Genomic DNA, 21,718 nt, shown 5'->3' on the forward strand with positions numbered 1-21,718 from the left:
TTCATGGGAGAGAATGAACAATGTACTTGCGTAAAGATACGATACCGGTGAAGGTCGGCAACCTGACGATCGGCGGAAGCGACGAAGTCATCATCCAGAGCATGTGCACGACCAAAACAGCGGACGTCAAAGCGACCGTCGCGGAAATTCACCGTTTGGAGGAAGCCGGCTGTCAAATCGTGCGCGTGACCGTGAACAACAAGGAAGCGGCCGAGGCGATCAAAGACATCAAGAAACAAATCAGCATACCGCTTGTCGCGGACATTCATTTCGACTACCGTCTCGCCCTCGCAGCGATCGAGAACGGAATCGATAAAGTACGAATCAATCCGGGCAACATCGGCCGGCGCGAGAAGGTGGAAGCCGTCGTACGCGCCTGCAAGGAACGGGGCATTCCGATCCGAATCGGCGTGAACGCAGGCTCGCTGGAAAATCATCTGCTGGAGAAGTACGGATATCCGACTCCCGACGCGATGGTCGAAAGCGCGCTGTACCATATCGGCATATTGGAAGAGCTCGATTTCCGCGACATTATCGTGTCGCTCAAAGCATCCGACGTGCCGATGGCGATCGCCGCATATACGAAAGCGGCCGAGAAGTTCCGTTACCCGCTTCACTTGGGCATTACGGAAGCCGGCACGTTGTTTTCCGGCACGGTGAAGAGCGCGGCGGGCCTTGGCGCTTTGCTGTCGATGGGGCTTGGCTCGACGATGCGGATTTCGCTAAGCGCCGATCCGGTCGAGGAGATCAAGGTCGCCCGCGAAATGCTGAAGGCGTTTGGCTTGATCACGAACGCCGCAACGCTGGTGTCGTGTCCGACATGCGGCCGGCTCGATATCGACCTGTTTTCGGTAGCGAACGAAGTCGAGGAATACATTTCGAAGCTGAAAGTGCCGATCAAAGTGTCGGTGCTTGGCTGCGCGGTCAACGGACCGGGCGAAGCGCGCGAAGCGGATATCGGCATCGCGGGCGCGCGCGGCGAAGGAATGCTGTTCCGATACGGCGAAATGGTGCGCAAGGTGCCTGAAGCCGATCTTGTCAGCGAGCTGAAGAAGGAAATCGATACGATCGTACAGGAATTCGAACGGACCGGCAAAATACCGGGACGCAAACACGGGTAAGTTCCCGTGCCATAGAACGGCTGCAATCGAAGCCCATCAACTCGTCGTTGATGGGCTTTTCTGCGTCATAGTACGAGATTGGCAAAATGCTGACGACGTTACGATCGCGAACCTTACATCCGGCGTTCAGCCAAAAATTTCTGAATCGCGGCAGCCGATGGGCAAGTGTTCCAGCTCGGCGCCCGATTGCGTAAAATTGGCAATTGGTCGAAATTGTGTTATAATGATAATAATTATCAATATCATTACAAGGAGCGTAAAAGAATGTTTCTGCAAACTGTAGATTTCGACCAGTTATCCAAACAATTTTATATACATCGGAACGATAAGGAACAGATTGTCCTGTCCGTTCCTGCCATAGAGCTGCTGGAGCAAGCAAAAATGGATCAATTCATCGACACGTACGCGCCGCTTATGAAGGCATTGGAGCGTAAAGCGGCGGCGGCGTATTTCTGCAGCTGGTTCGGGGCGACGGCGCTTGCATTGCAGTATGGAGTGTCGTATTGCAACAAGCTGTTCGATTTGTCGCTGCACAACATTACGGTGCAGCTGTACTGCAAGGATGATTATTATTGGTACTCATATAAGATACATTCTTGGTCAGAGCAGGATGGACCAACCGAAACGGCGGAACGTACCGAATGGCTTCGCAAAGGATACGATGAGTTTTATGGCAATACGCTGCGTCCGATATTCGAGGCGGCCGCACGATCCGGCGGTATCGATGTAGGCCAAATGTGGGGGCAGCTTCCGACGCGATTTAATTATTCCCTTGCCATTTGGATGGAAGAAGAAAGCGATCCGAGCCTTCGCGAGCGAATTGATGCAGACTATCGTGTGCTGAAGGAAATCGATCCTGCTGCGTTCGGCCGCAGCAAAAATCCGTTGAACGTGAAAATCCGCCGGATCGAACATCTCGAAGATCCCTCCAAGCAGATGCGGATGAAAAATGTATGCTGCCTGTATTATTTAACGGAAGGCGGCCATCTCTGTTATACATGTCCCAAGCTAAAAGAAGAAGACCGAGCAGCTCGACGCGAGAAGCACCGTGCCAAGCAAGAATCGTCCGCATCGGTCAAAAAATGATGGATTTTTGAAACATAAACGGCGCATTCGCGCCGTTTATTGTTGAATATTACCATAAATAAAGCGCTTGCATTTTTCCGACTTGCACGTTATGATGTTTTTACAAGAACCCAGAAACCGCTTTCTCTTTTTTTAAGGTAATGAGAAACCGGTTTCACAAGGTGTGAAGGAGCAGGACATGAAGGCCACCATTTTGGATGTCGCAAAATTAGCGAATGTATCGAAAGCGACCGTTTCACGAGTCATCAACAAAAATTCCAGCGTTAACGATGAAATCAAGGCGCGCGTCTTGCAGGCGATCGACGAACTGGGCTATCGCCCGAGTACGTTAGCCAGAAACTTGGCCAGCAATACGTCGAATATGATCGGCTTGATTTTGCCGGACATTACGAACCCGTTTTTCCCGGTTTTGGCGCGAGGCATTGAGGATGTCGCCCACCGTCTCGGGTACACGTTATTTTTGTGCAATACAGATAACGACCCGGCCATCGAGCAAGAATATATTCATAAAATGGTCCAGCAGCAAGTTGCAGGAATCGTGCTCATTTCGTCGAGCTTCGGGGAAGTCCAAATCCAGCAGCTCGTTTCTTTGAAAGTTCCATTCGTCCTAAGCGATCGTTGGTTTCCCGACGTGCCGTTCGATGCGGTGGCGATCGACAATTTCAAGGCGGCGTGCGAGGTTGTCGATTATTTTATCCGCCAAGGTCATGAACGAATTTGTCATCTCGCAGGTCCGACGTCCATTCAATCGGCGGAAAAACGGAAGCAAGGATATTTGGACACGATGAACGAAGCGAACCTGAAGCCGATAATTAGCCATGGTCCGTTTACCTATGAATCCGGGTTCCAGAGAATGTCGTCCATTCTTGACGAAGGGTTGCCTTCGGCCGTATTTGCGGCAAACGATTTGATCGCGCTCGGAGCGATCAACGCAATACGAAGCAGAGGCCTGCGAGTCCCGGAAGATATTGCGGTTATCGGCTGCGACGATATTGCTTTCGCACAGATGTGCAACCCGATGCTCAGCACGATTGCCGTTCCCGTTTACCAAATCGGCGTAACCGCCATGGAGCTGCTGCACGAACGCGTGAAAGGGGTGAGGGCCGAAAAGAAACACGTCATTCTGGAGCACCGGCTAATAAAGAGAGAATCGTGTGGTGGGGAGGCCAAACAACAATGAGTTCTGATATCGTCGTCGTCGGCAGTTTGAACATGGATATGGTTGTTAGGGTGAAACGAAGGCCCGCTCGAGGGGAAACCGTCATGGGTTCGGATTTTTTTATGAGTCCCGGCGGCAAAGGCGCCAATCAGGCTTACGCCTCTCGGAAACTGGGCGCTTCCGTATCAATGATCGGCAAGCTGGGAATGGACGTATTCGCCGAACAATTGCTTACGAATTTACAGCAAGTGGGGGTCGATACGACATGTATCGAAAGAAGCTCGGAGCATGCGACAGGCATCGCCCAAATTTCCGTAGATGAAGAAGGGGATAACAGCATTATCGTCGCTCCGGGTACAAACGAATGGATTACGCCGGATGATGTGCGCAAGCGGGAACAATTGATCAAGCAAGCCAAGCTGCTTATCGTGCAGCTGGAAATTCCGATGGACACCGTTATGGAAGCGGTTTCGATCGCAAGACGCCATCAGGTCCCGGTTCTGCTCGATCCGGCTCCCGTACCGCAGCATCCGCTGCAAGACGAGCTGCTGGCCATGGTCGACTACATGACGCCGAATGAGAGCGAAATATCCAGACTAACCGGCATTGAGGTAACGGATACGCGATCCGCGAAAGTAGCTGCGGTCGAACTGCTCCGCAAAGGCGTCAAGACGGTTTTTGCCAAACTAGGCGAAAAAGGCGTCGTCGTCATTAATGCGAACCGGACGTTTTTCGTCGAAGGCTACAAAGTCCGAGCCGTCGATACGACGGCGGCGGGAGACGCGTTCGCCGGAGCCGTGGGCGCAGCCCTCGTCTCGGGTCAGGATGTTTGGGCGGCCGCCCAATTCGCGAATGCCGTCGGCGCGTTAACCGTAACGAAAGCCGGAGCGCAGTCATCCATGCCCGACTTGAAGGAAGTGGAAGCTTTCATGCTGCGAGCTTCTCGGGAAGAAATGTGATCCATTTATTTAACTTAAATAGAAATGTAAGCGCTATACAAATAAATCCAATTTATATTACCAAATTAGAGGAGGAATTTCGAATGAAAAGATATAAGTTGTGGACGATCGGTCTTGTCATTTTATCCATGTTGATCGTATTGGCCGGCTGCGGCGGCAAGAAGGACGAAGCGTCGGGGGAATCAGGCGGCGGCAAAAAGTTCAGCGTCGCTTATTACGTCAACGGAACGCTCGGCGACAAAGGATTTTTCGATTCGGCGCAAAAGGGCTTGGAGAAAGCGAAATCCGACATCGGCATTGAAACGAAAACGGTCGAAGGCGGCACGAACCAGGCGGACTGGCCTGCAGGCCTGGAATCGCTCGTATCGAGCAAAAAATACGATTTGATCATTGTCGGAACAAGCCAAATGAAAGACATTACAATCGACATCGCAAAGCGTTACCCGGATCAAAAATTCATTTATTTCGACGAAATGATCAAAGACGTGCCTAACATCTATTCGATGCTGTACTCGCAAAGCGAAGGATCGTTCCTGGCCGGCGCATTCGCGGCGCTTGTCACGACGAGCACCGAATTGCCGCAAGCGAATCCGGATAAAGTGATTGGGTTTGTCGGTGGCATGGACATTCCGATCATCAACGACTTTAAAGCAGGTTATGAGCAAGGCGCGCAATACATCGACAAAGACGTGAAGGTGGTTGCATCCTACATCGGAGATTTCGCCAACGCGCCAAAAGCGAAGGAGCTAACGTTAGCCCAATACAACTCGCAAAAAGTCGACATCGCCTACCAAGTGGCGGGCGGAGCAGGTCTAGGGGTTCTGGAAGCGAGCAAGGAAGCAAACAAATATTCGATCGGCGTCGACGCCAACCAAAACCCGCTGTACCCAGGCTTCACGCTGACCTCGATGCTGAAAAACATCGACACATCGATTACCCGCGCATTGACGCTTTATAACGACGGCAAATTGAGCTTCGGCGTAAACGAAGTGCTGGGACTTAAAGAAAATGGCGTAGGCATCGCCAAAGACGATCTGTATGAGAAACACGTGCCGAAATCGATTCAAGACAAAATGAAAGAAATCGAAGACAAGATGGCTAGCGGTGAAATCAAAGTCAATTCGATCCTGAAATAAGACGGACGGCCTTAAACTTCAGAGGGGGATCCTTCCCCCTCCAATAACCCTGACGGGGAGAGGGTTACGATGCCAATATTACTTGAAATGAAAGACATCCATAAAACGTATCCCAATGGGACGAAGGCGAACCAAGGGGTGAATCTCACCGTTCACGAAGGCGAGATCCATGCGCTCGTCGGAGAGAACGGGGCGGGCAAATCGACGCTCATGAAAATATTGTTCGGCCTCGAAGCGCCTACGAGCGGATCGATCGAATACAAAGGCCGCGAAGTCCGTTTTAACGGCCCGAGGGACGCGATCAAGCAAGGGATGGGCATGGTGCATCAGCACTTTATGCTGGCGCCGTCGCTGACCGTATCGGAGAACATCGTGCTCGGCGAGGAGCCGCGCAAAGGACCGTTTTCGCTAGTTCGGGACCGGAACAAAGAATTCGGGCAAATCGAAAGCCTCATGGAAACTTACGGCCTGAAGGTCGATCCGCATGCGGTCGTCGATACGATAACGGTCGGACAGAAGCAGCGCGTCGAGATTTTAAAAGTGTTATATCGAGGCGCCAAGCTGATCATCTTGGACGAACCTACCGCCGTTCTTACGCCGCAAGAGACCGATGAGCTGTTCCTGTCGATTAAATCGCTTGTAAGCCAGGGTTATACGATCATATTCATTACGCACAAGCTGCGCGAGGTTATGGAAATTTCCAACCGGGTCACCGTGCTCAAAGCGGGGAAAACAATCAAAACGCTGCAGACGGAAGAAACGAATCCGGAAGAAATCTCGAGGCTTATGGTTGGCCGGGACGTTTTGTTCCGCGTGGAGAAGAAGGAAGCCAAGCCGCAAGGGACGGTGCTTAGCGTTCATGGACTTAGCGCCAATAACGATAAAGGCGCTCCCGCGCTCCGGGGCGTTTCGTTTGAAGTGCGGGCAGGCGAAGTGTTTGGCATTGCCGGCGTCGAAGGCAACGGACAAACCGAGCTGATCGAGGCGATTACCGGACTCCGCAGGGCGACCGGCGGCAGCATCCGTTTTCTCGACAAGGAGCTGGCCGGACGAAGCGTCGCCGACATTCGCGCGCTGCAGATCGGGCACGTACCGGAGGATCGGCAAACGACGGGGGCATGCCTCACGTCGACGATCGCGGAAAATCTCATCTTGGATCGTTACCGGACAAAAGAATTCCGCCGCGGTCCGTTTCTGAACAAACGGAAAATCCGCGAGTTTTCCAAGAGCATGATGCAGACGTTCGACATTCGCGCCAAAAGCGAAGAAGCAATGGCCGGCTCGCTTTCCGGAGGCAACTTGCAGAAGGTCGTCATCGCCCGCGAGCTGTCGAAAAATCCGAAGCTGCTCATCGCATCGCAGCCGACGCGCGGAGTCGATATCGGTGCAATCGAATTCATTCACCGCGAAATGATCAAGAAACGGGACGAAGGCACCGCGATTCTGCTCGTATCGGCAGAGCTGTCGGAGGTCATCGGCTTAAGCGACCGGATCGGCGTGCTATACGAAGGAGAGCTCGTGGCCGTTCTGGATAATTCCAATCTATTGTCGGAAGAAGATGTCGGGTATTACATGTTAGGCTGTAAAACACAGGATGGGGAGGAGGCGGCTCAATGAATAATAGAAGAGCAGTTACTTTAGAGCTTACCGGCATTGTTCTCGCTGCGTTGTTCGCGCTATTGTGCGGATTTGTCGTGATCATGTTCACGAGCGACGAGCCGCTGGCCGCCATCTCTTCCTTGATTATCGACCCGGTTTCCAATTTGTTTAATATCGGGACGATCCTGAACAAAGCGGTTCCGCTTATTTTTACCGGGCTAGCCCTTTCCGTCGTGTTCCAGTCCGGCGTGTTCAGCATGGGAGCGGAAGGCCAGCTGTATGTGGGCGGCTTTATCGGGTCGCTGGCGGCCGTATACATTCCGGGATTGTCTCCTTGGATCCACATTCCGGTCATTCTGATTTGCGCCATGCTCGGCGGGGCATTATACGGCTGCATTCCTGGCTTCCTGAAAACGAAGCTTCATGCCAACGAAATCGTCACGACGTTGATGCTTAACTTTGTCGCCATTTTAACGACCTCCTATTTCGTCAACAATGTGTTCAAAGATCCGCAAAGCGGCGGCTACGCGCGCATGCCGTATATCGATCCGAGCTTGCTGCTCGGCAAAATGTTCGCAGGTTTTCCCGCGCATGCAGGCGTATTGATCGCCTTGCTCGCCGTCGTCATCGTATATTTGCTGCTTTATAAAACGAAAACCGGCTATGAGCTGCGGCTTGTCGGTAAAAACAGCCATTTCGCCAACTACGGCGGCATTGCGACGAAGAAAATGATCGTGCTCAGCATCTCCATCAGCGGAGCTTTGGCCGGCCTTGCCGGCATTGTCGAGGTGCTCGGGGTTCACGGTACGTATAAAGACAATTTCTCGGCCGGTCTTGGTTTTGACGGCATCATTATCGCCTTGCTTGCGCGCAACCATCCGATCGGCGTGTTGATCGCGGCATTATTCTACGCCTACATTCAAGTCGGCGCCCAGACGATGCAGGTCGGCAGCGACATGCCGCGTGAAGTGGCGGTTATCATTCAGGTCATGCTCGTGCTGCTCGTATCGTCCCAGGCGATATTCACGTACTTGAAGCAGAAATATTCGACAGAACCAAAGGCGGTGAAGTAAATGCTCGACACGTTATGGTCGCAAGTGATCGATTTGACGCTGATCGTCGTACTGTTCCGTTTTATGACGCCGATTCTGCTCTCCGCCTTGGGCGGTCTCATCTCGGATATCGGCGGGGTTATCAATATCGGGCTGGAAGGGCTGATGCTGCTGTCGGCGTTTACGACGATCGCCGTCAACTCGGCGACGGACAACTGGGTGCTGGGCATACTCGCCGGAATTGCGGCAGCGGTAGTGATCAGCTACGGCATGGGCTTTTTTTCGATCAAAATGAAGGTGGATATTATCATAACCGGGTTTGCCGTCAATATTTTCGGATCGGGCTTTACGATTTTCATGATGAGCAAAATTTACGGCGTAACCGGCAACTATTCGCCGGAAAGCATCAGCAACATCCCGACGATCAACATTCCCGGCATCGAAAATGTACCGGTGCTCGGCAAGCTGTTAAGCGGCCACAGCCTGATGGCATGGATCGCGTTTTTATCCGTCGCGTTCTGCATCTTCTTGATTTACCGCACGCCGTACGGCGTTCATCTCCGGTCCGTCGGCGAAGCGCCGGAAGCGGCCAAGTCGCTCGGCATTCCGGTAAACCGGATCCGGTATTCGGCTCTCGCCTGGAGCGGCGTGTTCGCGGGATTGGCTGGCGCGTATTTGTCCACGGGCATGACGAGCATGTTCGTCAAAGATATGACGGCGGGCACCGGCTTCCTTGCTTTGGCCGTTGTCCTGCTCGGCAACCGCAATCCGCTCGGCATTCTTGCCGGTTCGCTCATCTTTGGCCTCGCTAGCGCGGTGACGACGATCGTTCAGACGACGCCGAACAACACGTTCCCGAGCCAGTTTATCCAGATGATCCCGTATATCGTAACGATTATCGCTTTGGTCGTGTTTGCGCTGCGCAAGCGCCGCAAGCTGTCGGCCGTAACCTAACCCGCAGGAGGACGAAGACATGAATGCAGCTGCCAAACGAAAAATTATATTGGATTGCGATCCCGGGCATGACGATGCGATAGCCATCTTATTGGCGGCGGGAAATCCGTCGATCGAGCTGGTCGGCATCACAACCGTAGCCGGTAACGCCGAGGTTGAGAAAACGACGATCAACGCGCTAAAGGTGTGCGAAATCGCGGGCATCCCGCACGTGCCCGTCACGAAAGGGGCCGGACAGCCGCTCGTCCGCGAACGGGAGACGGCGCCGGACATTCACGGCGATTCGGGGATGGACGGCCCGGTGCTGCCGGAGCCGACCAAAACGGCCGCAGAAGGCCATGCCGTCGACTACATCATCCGCACGCTGCTGGAATCGGACGGCGACATTTCGCTAGTGCCTGTCGGGCCGCTGACGAACATCGCGATGGCGATGCGCAAGGAACCGCGCATTTTGCCGAAGATCCAGGAGATCGTCATTATGGGCGGAGGCATGTTCGGCAACAAAACGCCGGCCGCCGAATTCAACATCTACGTCGACGCCGAAGCAGCCAAGGTCGTGTTCGAAAGCGGCGTGCCGATTACGATGATGGGGCTTGACCTAACGCACCAGGCGCTTGCGACGCCGGACATTTGCGACCGGATCGGCGCGGTCGGCAACCGCGTATCTGATTTTATCGTCGAGCTGCTGCAATTTTTCGCCGGCACATACAAAGAAGTGTTCGACTTTGATGGAGCGCCGATTCATGACGCATGCTGCGTTGCGTATTGCATCGATCCGTCGGCGTTCGAATGCAAGCTGCTGCGCGTCGATATCGAAACGAAGGGCGAGTTCAGCTACGGCATGACGGTCGTTGATTTGCTAGGCGTCACGGGCCGCAAGCCGAACGTGAAGGTCGCGCTGAAGCTGGACCAAGACAAATTCTGGAATCTTCTGATCGATTCCTTGAAAAATTACGCATAAAGGGGAAGCATACGATGGCACCGGTCAAAATGATTCTTGACGTGGATACTGGGATTGACGATGCGCTCGCCTTATTGCTTGCGCTTAAATCGAAGGACGTGGAGCTCGTAGGTATAACGACCGTATTCGGCAACGTGGATGTGGAACGTGCGACGCTCAATACGCTGCAGGTGGTTGAGCTGGCCGGGAGAGCGGGCGAAGTGCCCGTGGCCAAAGGAACGGATCGCCCGCTGTTCCGTACGTGGGACGGCCCGGTTCCGCATATTCACGGCAGCAACGGTATCGGCGGCTATGAGCTGCCGATGCCTTCGCAGCAGCCGATCGAAGAAAGCGCAGCCGACTTTATTATCCGCCAGACCAATGAGCAGCCGGGTGAGATTACGCTTGTGTTCGTCGGCAGGTTAACGAACCTCGCGATCGCATTAGCCAAAGATCCGACGATAGCGAAAAAAGCAAAACGCCTTGTGCTCATGGGCGGTGCGCTGCGGGTGCCCGGCAACGTTACGCCGGTATCGGAAGCGAACATTTGGGGCGATCCGGAGGCGGCGCATCGCGTATTCGAATCGGGGATGCCGATTACGATGGTCGGCCTCGACGTTACGATGGAAGCGGTATGGCACGGCGAGCATATCCGTCAGTTGAAAGAGCAAGCAGGTCCCGGCCTTGTGAAGCAGGTCGATTTTATCGAAAATATCGTCGACTTCTACTTTAAAGCCTACGAGAAGCAAAACGGCTTCTACGGTTCGCCGCTTCATGACCCGCTTGCCGTTGCGGTCGCCTTCGACCCGAGCTTCTGCGAAACGGAGGACTGGTACGTCCAAATCGAGACGAAGGGCGAGCTGTCTTCAGGAGCGACGATCGCCGATTTCCGGCGACCGCCGGAGAAGACGAACGCTTCCGTATGCGTTGCCGTTCATCGGGAACGATTCCTTGAACATTTCATTCGCGTGTTATCCAGCTAAACGGAGGAGGAACCCCACTTGAAACCGGTTATACTTGACGTAGATACAGGGATCGACGACGCGCTTGCGATCGCGTACGCCGTCCGTTCGCCCGAACTGCATATGCTCGGCATTACGACCTGCTTCGGCAATTGCACAGTGGAGGAAGCAACCCGCAACACCCTTGTCGTGCTGGATTATCTGGACAGCGACGTTCCGGTCATTCCCGGTGCGGCCAAGCCTTTGTTCCGTAATCCGCTCAAAGGAAATACAACACATATTCATGGGGAGGACGGAATCGGCAACACGCTGACCGCGCTGCCGAAACGGGAGCCGCTGCAGGAAGACGCGGCCGCGTTTTTCGTCAGGCAAGTGAAGCAGCAGCCGCACAAGGTGACGATCATAACAGTCGGGACGCTGACGAATTTGGCGCTTGCGATTATGCGGTCGCCGGAAATCGTCGGGCTCGTCGAGCGGGTCGTCATTATGGGCGGGGCCGTTACGGTACACGGCAACCTGACGCCTTCGGCGGAAGCGAACATTTACGCCGATCCGGAAGCGGCCGAATACGTTTTCCGTTCAGGCATTCCAATGACGCTCGTCGGCCTCGACGTCACGATGCAAACGCTGCTGCCGCGCGAGGAACTGCCGGCATGGCGGGAGCGCAATCCGCGTCTCGGCAACTTCCTGGCCGACATGACCGATTTTTACATCGATGCGTACCAGCAGTTTTACCCGGATATCCAAGGCTGCGCCCTGCATGACCCGCTTGCGGTCGGCGTCGTCATCGATCCGACGTTCGTCAAGGCGAAGCCGATGCACGTCCAGGTCGACCTCGAAGGTGATCTTTCGCTCGGCCGGACGATCGGCGATTTGCGCGGCAAGCCGGCGCAGGCTCCGAACATGGACGTTTGCCTGGAAGTCGAAGCAGACCGGTTTTTGCAGCATTTTTTAAGCAGAGTCGTTTGATAGATTTCAGAGATGTCGATCGGAACCAATCACAGAATGGGTACGAGAGAAGGTCAACTCGGAAGGAGCCTAGCTTCTTCCTTTTTTTGTGCTCTTGTTCTCATGAATCCGATCGCGTACGATGATGTGGCATCTGTATATGATGTCAGCAGCTTCTCGGGTAATTCGATAATTTCCGGAGATTTTGACTAAACTATGGATGCGCACAGACAACACTATTGACGGAATGGCCAAACCCGAGTATGATACATAAATCAGAGTAAACAACTTGGATTACTTGGAGGAGGGTTTTTATGAGAAAGAAGTGGGCATTAGCAATCGTGTTTACCGTCATTCTAACGTTGGTGCTGGCCGGCTGCGGCCAAAAAACCGAACAATCGCAGCAGACGGATCAATCCGGTGCGGACAACAGTTCCGGACAAACGGCGAAAAATTTGCTCGAGCAAATCAAAGCAAACGGCAAAATCAAAATCGGTACGGAGGGAACTTACCCGCCGTTTACGTTTCATGATAAAGACGGCAAGCTGACGGGCTTCGACGTCGAAATTGCGGAAGAAGTCGCCAAGCGTCTTGGCGTTACGGCGGGGTTTATCGAGTCCAAATGGGACGGCATGTTCGCCGGGCTGGACGCCAAAAGGTTCGACGTCGTTGCCAACGAAGTGTCAATTCGCGACGACCGCAAAGAAAAATACGATTTTTCCGATCCGTACATCGTCTCCAAAGCGGTATTGATCGTTCATCAAGACAACACGGACATTAAACAATTGGCCGATCTGAAAGGCAAGAAGTCGGGACAATCGCTGACAAGCAACCTGACGGACATCGCCAAAGCGAACGGCGCTGAAATCGTGCAAACGGACGGCTTCAACCAAGCGATCGAGCTGCTCATGTCCAAACGAATCGATGCTACGATTAACGACGGGTTGTCGTATCTTGATTTCAAGAAACAGAAGCCGGACGCGCCGATCAAAATCGTTGAAGAAACGAAAGAAGCTTCGCAAAGCGGATTTATGTTCAATAAAAACAACCCTGAAGTCGTCGAAGCCGTGAACAAGGCGCTGGCCGACATGAAGCAGGACGGCACGTATTTGAAAATATCGGAGAAATGGTTCGGCGCGGACGTCTCCAAATAAAAAGCGAGGGACGGCTAGATGAACTCCGGCATGGATCGTTATATCGATATTTTTCTTGATTCGCTCTGGCCCTTAATTAAGGCGGGACTGCTATTCACGGTCCCGCTTACTCTCATTACATTCGTGCTTGGGTTAATCCTGGCATTTCTAACCGCGCTTGCACGGTTATCGAACATCAAACCGCTCGTCGCGATCGCCCGGTTTTACGTCTGGGTCATTCGCGGCACGCCGCTGCTCGTGCAGCTGTTTATCATTTTCTTCGGCTTGCCGCGCATCGGCATAACGATCGACGCCTTTCCCGCGGCCGTCATCGGCTTTACGCTTAGCGTCGGAGCTTACAACTCCGAATTGCTTCGGGCGGCGCTGCTCTCCATCAGCAAAGGTCAATGGGAAGCGGCTTATTCGCTTGGCATGACGCGCACCCAAGCGATGCGTCGGATCATATTGCCGCAAGCGGCCCGTGTGTCCGTGCCGCCACTCGGCAATTCGTTCATCAGCTTGGTGAAGGATACGTCGCTTGCGGCGGCGATCACCGTCACGGAAATGTTCCAAACCTCACAGCAAATCGCTGCGGCGAAATACGAGCCGCTCTTGCTGTATACCGAGGTCGCATTGTTGTACCTCGTGATCAGCACGGTGCTGTCCGCGCTGCAAAACCGGCTGGAGCGGCGCTTTGACCGTTACGTAGCCAAGTGATGGAGGGACATATAACCATGATCAACATTTCGAACTTGCACGTCCGGTTTGGGGCGAACGAGGTGCTGAAGGGCATCGATTTGCAGGTGGACAAAGGACAGGTCGTCGTCATTATCGGCCCGTCCGGCTCGGGCAAAACGACGCTGCTGCGATCCATTAACCTATTGGAAACGCCGGCTGAAGGAACAATCAGCGTTGGGAGCGAGCGGGTATCTTTTCAAGGGAAAGGGAAGCTGAGCTTCAACCAAGTGCTGTCGCTGCGCAAGCAAACGGGAATGGTGTTTCAGACGTATAATCTGTTCCCTCACTTGACCGCGCTGGAGAACGTGCTGGAAGGACCTTTGACCGTGCAGAAAAAACGAAAAGATGAGGCACGCGAGAAAGCGAACGATCTGCTTCGCAAAGTCGGTCTGGAGCATAAGGCCGATGCTTATCCGTATCAGCTGTCCGGCGGCCAGCAGCAGCGAGTCGGCATCGCCCGCGCACTCGCGATGGACCCGGCCGTGATGCTGTTCGACGAGCCGACGTCGGCGCTTGATCCGTCGCTCGTGGGAGAGGTGCTGAACGTTATGAAGGCGCTCGCCGCCGAAGGCATGACGATGATCGTCGTGACCCATGAAATGCGGTTTGCCCGCAGCGTGGCGGACAAAGTCGTTCATATGGACCATGGCGCCATCATCGAGCAAGGACCGCCGGAAGAGCTGTTCGGGAATCCGCGGGATGAACGGACGCGGCGTTTTCTCAATTTGCTGTCGCCGGGAATCGAGGCGTAACAACTTTATATCCGGGCAGGCTTATACAATCCGGCAAAAAGGCAATACTACCAAGTATTAGCCTTTTGCTGGATTTTTTGTTTGAGGAGGAACCTGTCATGAGCTTTAGTATTATCCTGATGTTAATTCAAGTTTTTTTCGCCATCGTGATCGGACTGTATTTCTGGAACCTGCTGCGCAGCCAAAAAACGAACCGATCGGCCGTCGATCGGGAGTCGAAGAAGGAAATGGACAAATTGCGCAAGCTGCGCTCGGTTTCATTGACCAAACCGTTGTCCGAGAAAACGCGCCCTTCGACGATGCAGGATATCGTCGGCCAGAAGGATGGGCTGCGCGCGCTTAAGGCGGCTTTGTGCGGCGCCAATCCGCAGCATGTCATCGTATACGGACCGCCGGGGGTCGGCAAAACGGCGGCCGCGCGCGTCGTACTGGAGGAGGCGAAGAAAAATCCCGCTTCTCCGTTCTTAACCGACGCCAAATTTACCGAAATCGACGCCACAACGGCGCGTTTCGACGAACGGGGCATCGCCGATCCGCTCATCGGGTCGGTCCACGACCCGATCTACCAGGGAGCGGGCGCCTTGGGCGTTGCGGGCATACCACAGCCGAAGCCCGGTGCGGTCACGAAGGCGCACGGCGGCATCCTGTTCATCGACGAAATCGGTGAATTGCATCCGGTGCAGATGAATAAATTATTAAAAGTGCTGGAGGACCGCAAGGTTTTCCTGGAAAGCGCGTATTACAATTCGGAGGACCCGAATATTCCGGTGTACATTCACGATATATTCCAAAACGGCTTGCCTGCCGATTTTCGCTTAGTGGGAGCGACGACAAGGTCGGCTAACGAGCTGCCGCCCGCGCTTCGTTCCCGCTGCATGGAAATATTTTTCCGCCCGCTGCTGGCGGACGAAATTGGCCTCATCGCGATGAATGCGGTGAAGAAAATCGGCTTCCCGCCTTGTCCGGAAGCGATCGAAGTTGTGAAAAGATACGCCACGAACGGGCGCGAAGCGGTCAATGTGATCCAGCTTGCCGCCGGCGTCGCGCTTTCGGAAAAGAGAAACGAGCTGCGCGCCGCCGATGTGGAGTGGGTCGTCAACAGCAGCCAAATCCCGCCCCGTCCGGACCGGAAAATACCGGCCGAGCCGCAGATCGGCTTTGTCAACGGCTTAGCCGTCTACGGGCCGAATATGGGCACGCTGCTCGAAATTGAAGTGACGGCGACCCCCGTGCCTCACGGCCAAGGCAAATTCAACATTACCGGTGTCGTTGACGAAGAAGAGCTAGGCGGCGGCGCGCGAACGCTGCGGCGCAAAAGCATGGCCAAAGGCTCGGTCGAAAACGTGCTGACCGTATTGCGGCGCATCGGCATGGATACAAGCGGGTTCGACCTGCATATTAACTTCCCCGGAGGCACGCCGATCGACGGTCCATCCGCCGGCATCGCGATGGCAACGGCGATCGCGTCGGCCGTCAAGAGCGTGCCTGTCGACAATAAAATCGCGATGACCGGCGAAGTGAGCATTCACGGCAAGGTGAAGCCGATCGGCGGCGTCATTGCCAAGGTAGAGGCCGCTTTCCAAGCGGGAGCGACGAAAGTGATCATCCCGAAGGAAAACTGGCAGGAAATTTTCGCCGATCTGCAAGGGCTGCAGGTGATCGCCGTGGACGATATATTCGAAGTGTTCCAGCATGTGTTCGGCACACAAGTGCAGCCGGTCGTCGCGGCCGTCCCGAAACAAGGCGAAGTGCTGATCGCGTCCCCTACGGCGCCTTTTCTGCAAGCCGATTCGTCCGAGTCGAAGCGATAAGGCATTCCGCCGCGCCGGCGAATTGGAGTTTCCATTCAACATTTGGTAAAATGAGTAGATCATCTAAGATCCGAGATGTTGTCGGACGATAAGAAGGAGGTGCTTGAGAATGGGGCCTAGTAAGGCGAAAGGCCGCCGTTTGCCGCTGCTGCCGCTCAGAGGACTGCTCGTTTATCCCAGCATGGTGCTGCATCTGGACGTCGGCCGGGATAAGTCCGTTCGGGCTTTGGAAAAGGCAATGGTCGAGGACAACTTGATATTGCTCTGTTCTCAATCTGAAATAAATATCGAGGAACCGACGCAGCAAGATATTTACCGCGTCGGTACCGTCGCGCGCGTACGCCAAATGCTTAAGCTGCCGAACGGAACGATTCGGGTGCTTGTCGAAGGCGTTACACGGGCGGAAATCGTCGATTTTCTACCGAACGACGAATTTTACGAGGTCATGGCAAGAGACTTGCCCGAACAAGAAACAAGCGACTCCGAGATGGACGCGCTCATGCGCACGGTGTTGAGCCAATTCGAGCATTACATCAACCTGTCGAAGAAGGTGACGCCGGAGACGCTTGCCGCCGTTTCCGACATTGCCGAGCCGGGACGGCTGGCCGACGTTATCACGAGCCATCTGTCGCTCAAGATCAAAGACAAGCAAGAAATTCTCGAAACCGTTGATGTGCGAGCAAGGCTGGAAAAGCTTCTCGATATTTTGAACAATGAACGCGAAGTTCTGGAGCTCGAGCGCAAAATCAGCCAACGCGTCAAGAAACAGATGGAAAAAACGCAAAAGGAATATTATTTGCGCGAACAGATGAAGGCGATCCAAAAGGAGTTAGGCGAGAAGGAAGGCCGCGCCGGCGAAGCCGAGGAGCTCCGTTCCCAGCTGGAGCAGCTTGAAGTGCCTGAGAAGGTGCGGGAGCGAATCGAGAAGGAAATCGACAGGCTGGAGAAAATGCCTGCCGCTTCCGCCGAAGGCGCGGTCATCCGCAACTACGTCGATTGGCTGCTCGGACTGCCTTGGTTCAAGCAAACGGAAGACGATCACGATATCGCGAAGGCGGAGGCGGTCCTGAACGAGGATCATTTCGGTTTGGAAAAACCGAAGGAGCGCGTGCTGGAATATTTGGCCGTGCAGAAGCTCGTTCAATCGATGAAGGGGCCGATTCTTTGTCTCGTCGGACCTCCGGGCGTCGGCAAAACGTCGTTAGCGCGCTCGATCGCCCGCTCGCTCGGCCGCAAGTTCGTGCGAATCTCGCTTGGGGGCGTACGTGACGAAGCGGAAATTCGCGGCCATCGCCGCACGTATGTCGGCGCGATGCCCGGCCGTATTATTCAGGGATTGAAAAATGCCGGCACGTGCAATCCGGTTTTCCTGCTGGACGAAATCGACAAGATGGCGATGGACTTCCGGGGCGACCCGGCATCCGCGCTGCTTGAAGTTCTTGATCCGGAGCAAAACAGCACTTTTAGCGATCATTATATCGATCTGCCGTTCGATCTGTCGAATGTCATGTTCATCACGACGGCGAACGCCGCGCACAACATTCCGCGCCCGCTGCTTGACCGGATGGAACTGCTATATCTACCGGGGTATACGGAGCTGGAGAAGCAGCAAATCGCCAAAAACTATTTGCTTCCGAAACAGCGCAAGGAGCACGGCTTACAGGACGATCAGCTCATCATCGACGACGGGACGCTGCTTCAGCTGATTCGGGAATATACCCGGGAATCCGGCGTGCGCAATTTGGAGCAGCAGGTCGCCGCTTTGTGTCGGAAAGCGGCCAAAGAAGTTGTGGCAGGGCGTGCGGAAGGCGTGGTCATCGACGATGTGATGCTGAAGCAGTATCTCGGCATGGCCAAATTCCGATACGGTACCGCGGAGCGGGAAGATCAGGTCGGCGCCGTTACGGGCCTCGCCTGGACGGAGGTCGGCGGCGATACGCTCGTCATCGAAGTAACCGTTATGCCGGGCAACGGCAAGCTTACGCTTACCGGTCAGCTCGGCGACGTCATGAAGGAGTCGGCGCAGGCGGCGTTCAGCTACACGCGCTCCAAAGCGAGCGAGCTGAATATCGCACCCGATTTTCATGAGAAAAACGACATTCACATTCATATTCCGGAGGGCGCGATACCAAAAGACGGCCCTTCGGCCGGCATTACGATGGCAACCGCGCTCGTATCGGCGTTAACGGGCAAGCCGGTGTCCAAGGAAGTCGCGATGACCGGCGAAATTACGCTTCGCGGACGCGTATTGCCGATCGGCGGTCTGAAGGAAAAATCGCTAGCCGCGCATCGCGCGGGCATTCGCAAAATTCTCATTCCGAAGGACAACGAGAAGGATATTCGCGATATCCCGGACAGCGTCCGGGGCGACCTGACGATCGAGCTGGTCGGCCATATAGACGAAGTGCTGCGGCATGCGCTGGTGGCACCCGCTACCGTAGTGTAAAAATTTGAAGGTATAAGGATAACATCGCATGAAAATCAAACAGGCTGAATTTGTAATAAGCGCGGTTCGACCCGATCAATACCCTGAGGATGCCTTGCCGGAGATTTCTCTGGCAGGGCGTTCCAATGTCGGCAAGTCATCGCTCATCAATCGAATGCTGAACCGCAAAAATTTGGCGCGGACAAGCTCCACACCCGGGAAAACGCAGCAGCTCAACTATTACCGCGTCAACGACGAGCTTTACCTTGTCGACTTTCCCGGTTACGGCTATGCCAAAGTTTCGCAAACGCAGCGCAAAGCGTGGGGCCAAATGATCGAACGATATTTGCTCGAACGGGAACTTCTTAAGCTCGTGCTGCTCGTCATCGATATCCGGCATTCGCCTTCCAAGGATGACATCGCCATGTACGAATGGCTGAAGCATTACGAAGCGAACGTATGCATCGTCGCCACCAAAGCGGATAAAATTCCGCGCAGCAAATGGCAGAAGCATCTGAAAGTCATTCGCGAGGAACTCCAGGCGGACAAGAACGATCCGTTCGTCATGTTCTCGTCGGAGGAAGGAATCGGGAGAGACGAGCTGTGGGAAGTGATTAATGCCTACGCAGGAACCGGAAAAACGGAGCAAATCGAAGATACGGCGAGCGAGGGGCATGTGCACAAACCGTCGGACACCACAGGGAACCTTAACAGTTAGCAAAGAAAAGTGAGCATTTTATGTAATTTGTTCATCTGCTTCCGGCTAAAAGCGTTTTTTTATGAAATTTGCGAAAATATCGCAAAAAGCTTGCAGGCATAATGAGTTCTTTTATCGTATAATATAAGCAGGTAAGGTATACGGGTACAAAGAATTGAGGAGATTTTTATGGCTCAGCGGTTAGCGACGGAATATGTCAAAACCTGCCTGCAGTTATCGGAAGCCGAATTGTTGGCGTTTGTGCAGTCGTTTGCGGAACATCAAGTGCACCTGAACGTGAAAGTAATGGAGAACGGCAATCAGGAAGTTGTATTGGAGGACGCATCGGGAGACGAAATCGCATTTTCGTTCGAACGGAGAGGCAATCGTTACATTCTTGAAGGCTCGTGTCGCTTGTTGAATCCGAAGCTCGTCAATGTGATGCGCAACATTGTGGCAACTTATAAAGGCGATGCGGTTGTCAATCGAATCTACTCGAGTTACACCATGGTATACCATTATGTCAAAGGCTCCGTCGTACGAATCATCGAATCCCGCGGCGACGGCTGCGAAAAGCTGATTTACGAATACAAGGATACCCTCGGTCAATTGGAACAATTGTTCAAGAAAAGACAGATCGAAGCGGAAATTGTATCGGCTCAGCATCACATTAATGAACTGCTTGATATGCGCAATCGAACCCGGGATCCGGAGGCGATTCGCGAGATCGACGCCAAATTGAAGCATTGGACGCATCAATTGTTCGTGCTCGAAGCATAAGTCATAACCCAGTCCGGCATCTCAACCATGAGCATGCCGGATTTCTTTTTTATTTTTGTAGAGACGCACAATCCGCGCCCGTCCGCCATATTTTGAATATTGGAGCCGGACGTTAGGCACGATTAGGCTGTTGTGAAAAAAAGTTGTTGCTTTTCTTCGCAATAGATGTTATTTTTATTTTCGTTGAAAACAATATAGGAACCAGGATTCACTCAGGACATTGAATGTTGCGAGAGATTATTCCCTCGAGAAGTGAATGACGTAGGTCCTAGCGGATGAAATTTGTTTATCATTTTATTCCTAGGAAGGGGGAACCGAAAGATGGAATACTCAACTTTCGGAAGACACGTTGCTGTTGATACTTGGGGAGTCGAATTCGAGAAGCTGAACAGCGCGGAATGGTTGCAATCACAAATGGTTGAAGCTGCAGAAGCATGTGGAGCCTCAGTTTTGTCAGTACAATCGAAACAATTTGAGCCTCAAGGAGCGACCGTATTAGTACTGCTATCGGAAAGCCATCTCTCCATCCATACGTATCCTGAGAAAGGGTTCGCCGCGATCGACTGCTATACTTGCGGTGAAACTGTCGATCCGCAACTCGCCATCGACTATCTGGTATCCGTGCTGAAACCGAAAACGACGCATGCGAAAAAGCTGATTCGCGGTGTGGGCGAAATGACTGTAGAAACGCCGGTAATTAAGCAAGCCGAGCTTGTTTAATTACAGAAGCCGAGAACAGAAACGATATCGAATTCAAAGTATAACCATGGAGCCCTGCGGCTCCGTGGTTATTTGTTATATCCGTTCCCCATACAATGTAATTGGGACGAAGGTGCCGGCAAAAGGCGCCTCGCAGGTTGCATGCAAAGGGGGAACGGCAATGAGCCGCACGAAGCCTGGGAGCAGGTGGCTGCTTATTCTGGTTATGATCGTTGTTATCGGGTGGCCGGCGTACCAGCTATACGGTTATGTGGTTGGAGGACCGGCCAAGCAGGACAGCACGCGGGAATTGTACGAAGTGTCGAATTTTCAGATGGGCTTGCTAAGCAGCTTTCTGAACGATTCGGCTAAGCTGCACGAAACGACCGCGCTGGATGCCATCAAGCTGACCGCCTATATGGCGGATTATACGCATACCCGGCTTGTTTCGGTGCTCGGAAGCGACAGGCTTGCCGCGCTGGAGTCTCTGCCTGCGCTAGTCAGCTACGTTTCCGGCTTGCAGATCGGCGGCAACAGGCCGCTTAAGGAACAGGAGTCTGCGACGCTGGCGGCGGTCAAGGAGTTGTTTCAGGCGATGGACGGCGCTTACGGCAAGCTGCTAAGCAGCGGAGGTTCGGTCATTGCGTCCGAGAACAGCGAAGTCGGCAAGCTAGACACGGAAATTACGGAGCTGCTGCGCGGCAATATTTTGCAATGATTCGAATGCATACCGTATAACGCTGTCCAAAGTCGTGAAAAATAGAGTC

20 protein-coding genes are annotated in these 21,718 nt (G+C 53.7%); all 20 read left to right on the forward strand.

Annotation, left to right across the window (positions count from 1 at the left end):
* The first annotated feature begins 20 nt into the window (after positions 1–20).
* A complete protein-coding gene (gene ispG, locus AC0LWM_RS18235; RefSeq protein WP_474676404.1) occupies positions 21–1,121 on the forward strand; it encodes a flavodoxin-dependent (E)-4-hydroxy-3-methylbut-2-enyl-diphosphate synthase in 1,101 nt (366 codons plus the stop codon).
* Between the two features lie 264 nt (positions 1,122–1,385).
* A complete protein-coding gene (locus AC0LWM_RS18240; protein WP_474676405.1) occupies positions 1,386–2,207 on the forward strand; it encodes a (2Fe-2S)-binding protein in 822 nt (273 codons plus the stop codon).
* Between the two features lie 178 nt (positions 2,208–2,385).
* Positions 2,386–3,387: a LacI family DNA-binding transcriptional regulator gene (locus AC0LWM_RS18245; RefSeq protein WP_474676406.1), complete on the forward strand. Its 1,002-nt coding sequence runs from the start codon at positions 2,386–2,388 to the stop codon at positions 3,385–3,387.
* Entirely contained in the window at positions 3,384–4,325 is a 942-nt protein-coding gene (gene rbsK, locus AC0LWM_RS18250; protein ID WP_474676407.1) for a ribokinase, read from the forward strand. Before AC0LWM_RS18245 ends, rbsK begins: the two co-directional genes overlap by 4 nt.
* Positions 4,326–4,408: 83 nt before the next feature.
* Positions 4,409–5,461, forward strand: a complete 1,053-nt coding sequence (locus AC0LWM_RS18255) for a BMP family lipoprotein (protein ID WP_474676408.1) — start codon at positions 4,409–4,411, stop codon at positions 5,459–5,461.
* Between the two features lie 69 nt (positions 5,462–5,530).
* Positions 5,531–7,078 carry an ABC transporter ATP-binding protein gene (locus tag AC0LWM_RS18260; protein WP_474676409.1) on the forward strand — a complete coding sequence of 516 codons (1,548 nt, stop codon included), beginning with the start codon at positions 5,531–5,533 and terminating at the stop codon, positions 7,076–7,078.
* Positions 7,075–8,133: an ABC transporter permease gene (locus AC0LWM_RS18265; RefSeq protein ID WP_474676410.1), complete on the forward strand. Its 1,059-nt coding sequence runs from the start codon at positions 7,075–7,077 to the stop codon at positions 8,131–8,133. Before AC0LWM_RS18260 ends, AC0LWM_RS18265 begins: the two co-directional genes overlap by 4 nt.
* Positions 8,134–9,066, forward strand: coding sequence for an ABC transporter permease (locus tag AC0LWM_RS18270; RefSeq protein ID WP_474676411.1), 933 nt, complete (start codon positions 8,134–8,136; stop codon positions 9,064–9,066).
* Between the two features lie 19 nt (positions 9,067–9,085).
* Positions 9,086–10,027, forward strand: coding sequence for a nucleoside hydrolase (locus AC0LWM_RS18275; protein ID WP_474676412.1), 942 nt, complete (start codon positions 9,086–9,088; stop codon positions 10,025–10,027).
* Positions 10,028–10,041: 14 nt separating this feature from the next.
* Positions 10,042–10,989, forward strand: a complete 948-nt coding sequence (locus tag AC0LWM_RS18280) for a nucleoside hydrolase (protein ID WP_474676413.1) — start codon at positions 10,042–10,044, stop codon at positions 10,987–10,989.
* Positions 10,990–11,007: 18 nt separating this feature from the next.
* A complete protein-coding gene (locus tag AC0LWM_RS18285; RefSeq protein WP_474676414.1) occupies positions 11,008–11,937 on the forward strand; it encodes a nucleoside hydrolase in 930 nt (309 codons plus the stop codon).
* 293 nt (positions 11,938–12,230) lie between these two features.
* Positions 12,231–13,070, forward strand: coding sequence for an amino acid ABC transporter substrate-binding protein (locus AC0LWM_RS18290; RefSeq protein WP_474676415.1), 840 nt, complete (start codon positions 12,231–12,233; stop codon positions 13,068–13,070).
* Between the two features lie 30 nt (positions 13,071–13,100).
* Positions 13,101–13,766 (forward strand): amino acid ABC transporter permease, encoded by a 666-nt coding sequence (locus AC0LWM_RS18295; RefSeq protein WP_474676450.1) that lies wholly within the window; start codon positions 13,101–13,103, stop codon positions 13,764–13,766.
* 17 nt (positions 13,767–13,783) lie between these two features.
* Positions 13,784–14,539: an amino acid ABC transporter ATP-binding protein gene (locus AC0LWM_RS18300; RefSeq protein ID WP_474676416.1), complete on the forward strand. Its 756-nt coding sequence runs from the start codon at positions 13,784–13,786 to the stop codon at positions 14,537–14,539.
* Between the two features lie 98 nt (positions 14,540–14,637).
* The gene (lonB, locus tag AC0LWM_RS18305) at positions 14,638–16,350 is read left to right on the forward strand and encodes an ATP-dependent protease LonB (RefSeq protein WP_474676417.1); all 1,713 of its coding nucleotides are present in this window, start codon (positions 14,638–14,640) and stop codon (positions 16,348–16,350) included.
* Between the two features lie 109 nt (positions 16,351–16,459).
* Positions 16,460–18,796, forward strand: a complete 2,337-nt coding sequence (gene lon / locus AC0LWM_RS18310; protein ID WP_474676418.1) for an endopeptidase La — start codon at positions 16,460–16,462, stop codon at positions 18,794–18,796.
* 28 nt (positions 18,797–18,824) lie between these two features.
* Positions 18,825–19,493 carry a ribosome biogenesis GTP-binding protein YihA/YsxC gene (gene yihA / locus AC0LWM_RS18315; protein WP_474676419.1) on the forward strand — a complete coding sequence of 223 codons (669 nt, stop codon included), beginning with the start codon at positions 18,825–18,827 and terminating at the stop codon, positions 19,491–19,493.
* Positions 19,494–19,661: 168 nt separating this feature from the next.
* The gene (locus AC0LWM_RS18320) at positions 19,662–20,252 is read left to right on the forward strand and encodes a non-ribosomal peptide synthetase module (protein ID WP_474676420.1); all 591 of its coding nucleotides are present in this window, start codon (positions 19,662–19,664) and stop codon (positions 20,250–20,252) included.
* A gap of 321 nt (positions 20,253–20,573) precedes the next feature.
* Positions 20,574–20,972: an adenosylmethionine decarboxylase gene (speD, locus tag AC0LWM_RS18325; protein WP_474676421.1), complete on the forward strand. Its 399-nt coding sequence runs from the start codon at positions 20,574–20,576 to the stop codon at positions 20,970–20,972.
* A 160-nt stretch (positions 20,973–21,132) separates the two neighbouring features.
* Positions 21,133–21,669 (forward strand): hypothetical protein, encoded by a 537-nt coding sequence (locus tag AC0LWM_RS18330; RefSeq protein WP_474676422.1) that lies wholly within the window; start codon positions 21,133–21,135, stop codon positions 21,667–21,669.
* The last annotated feature ends 49 nt before the right edge of the window (positions 21,670–21,718 follow it).

This window comes from Paenibacillus sp. sgz302148 (assembly GCF_056120465.1).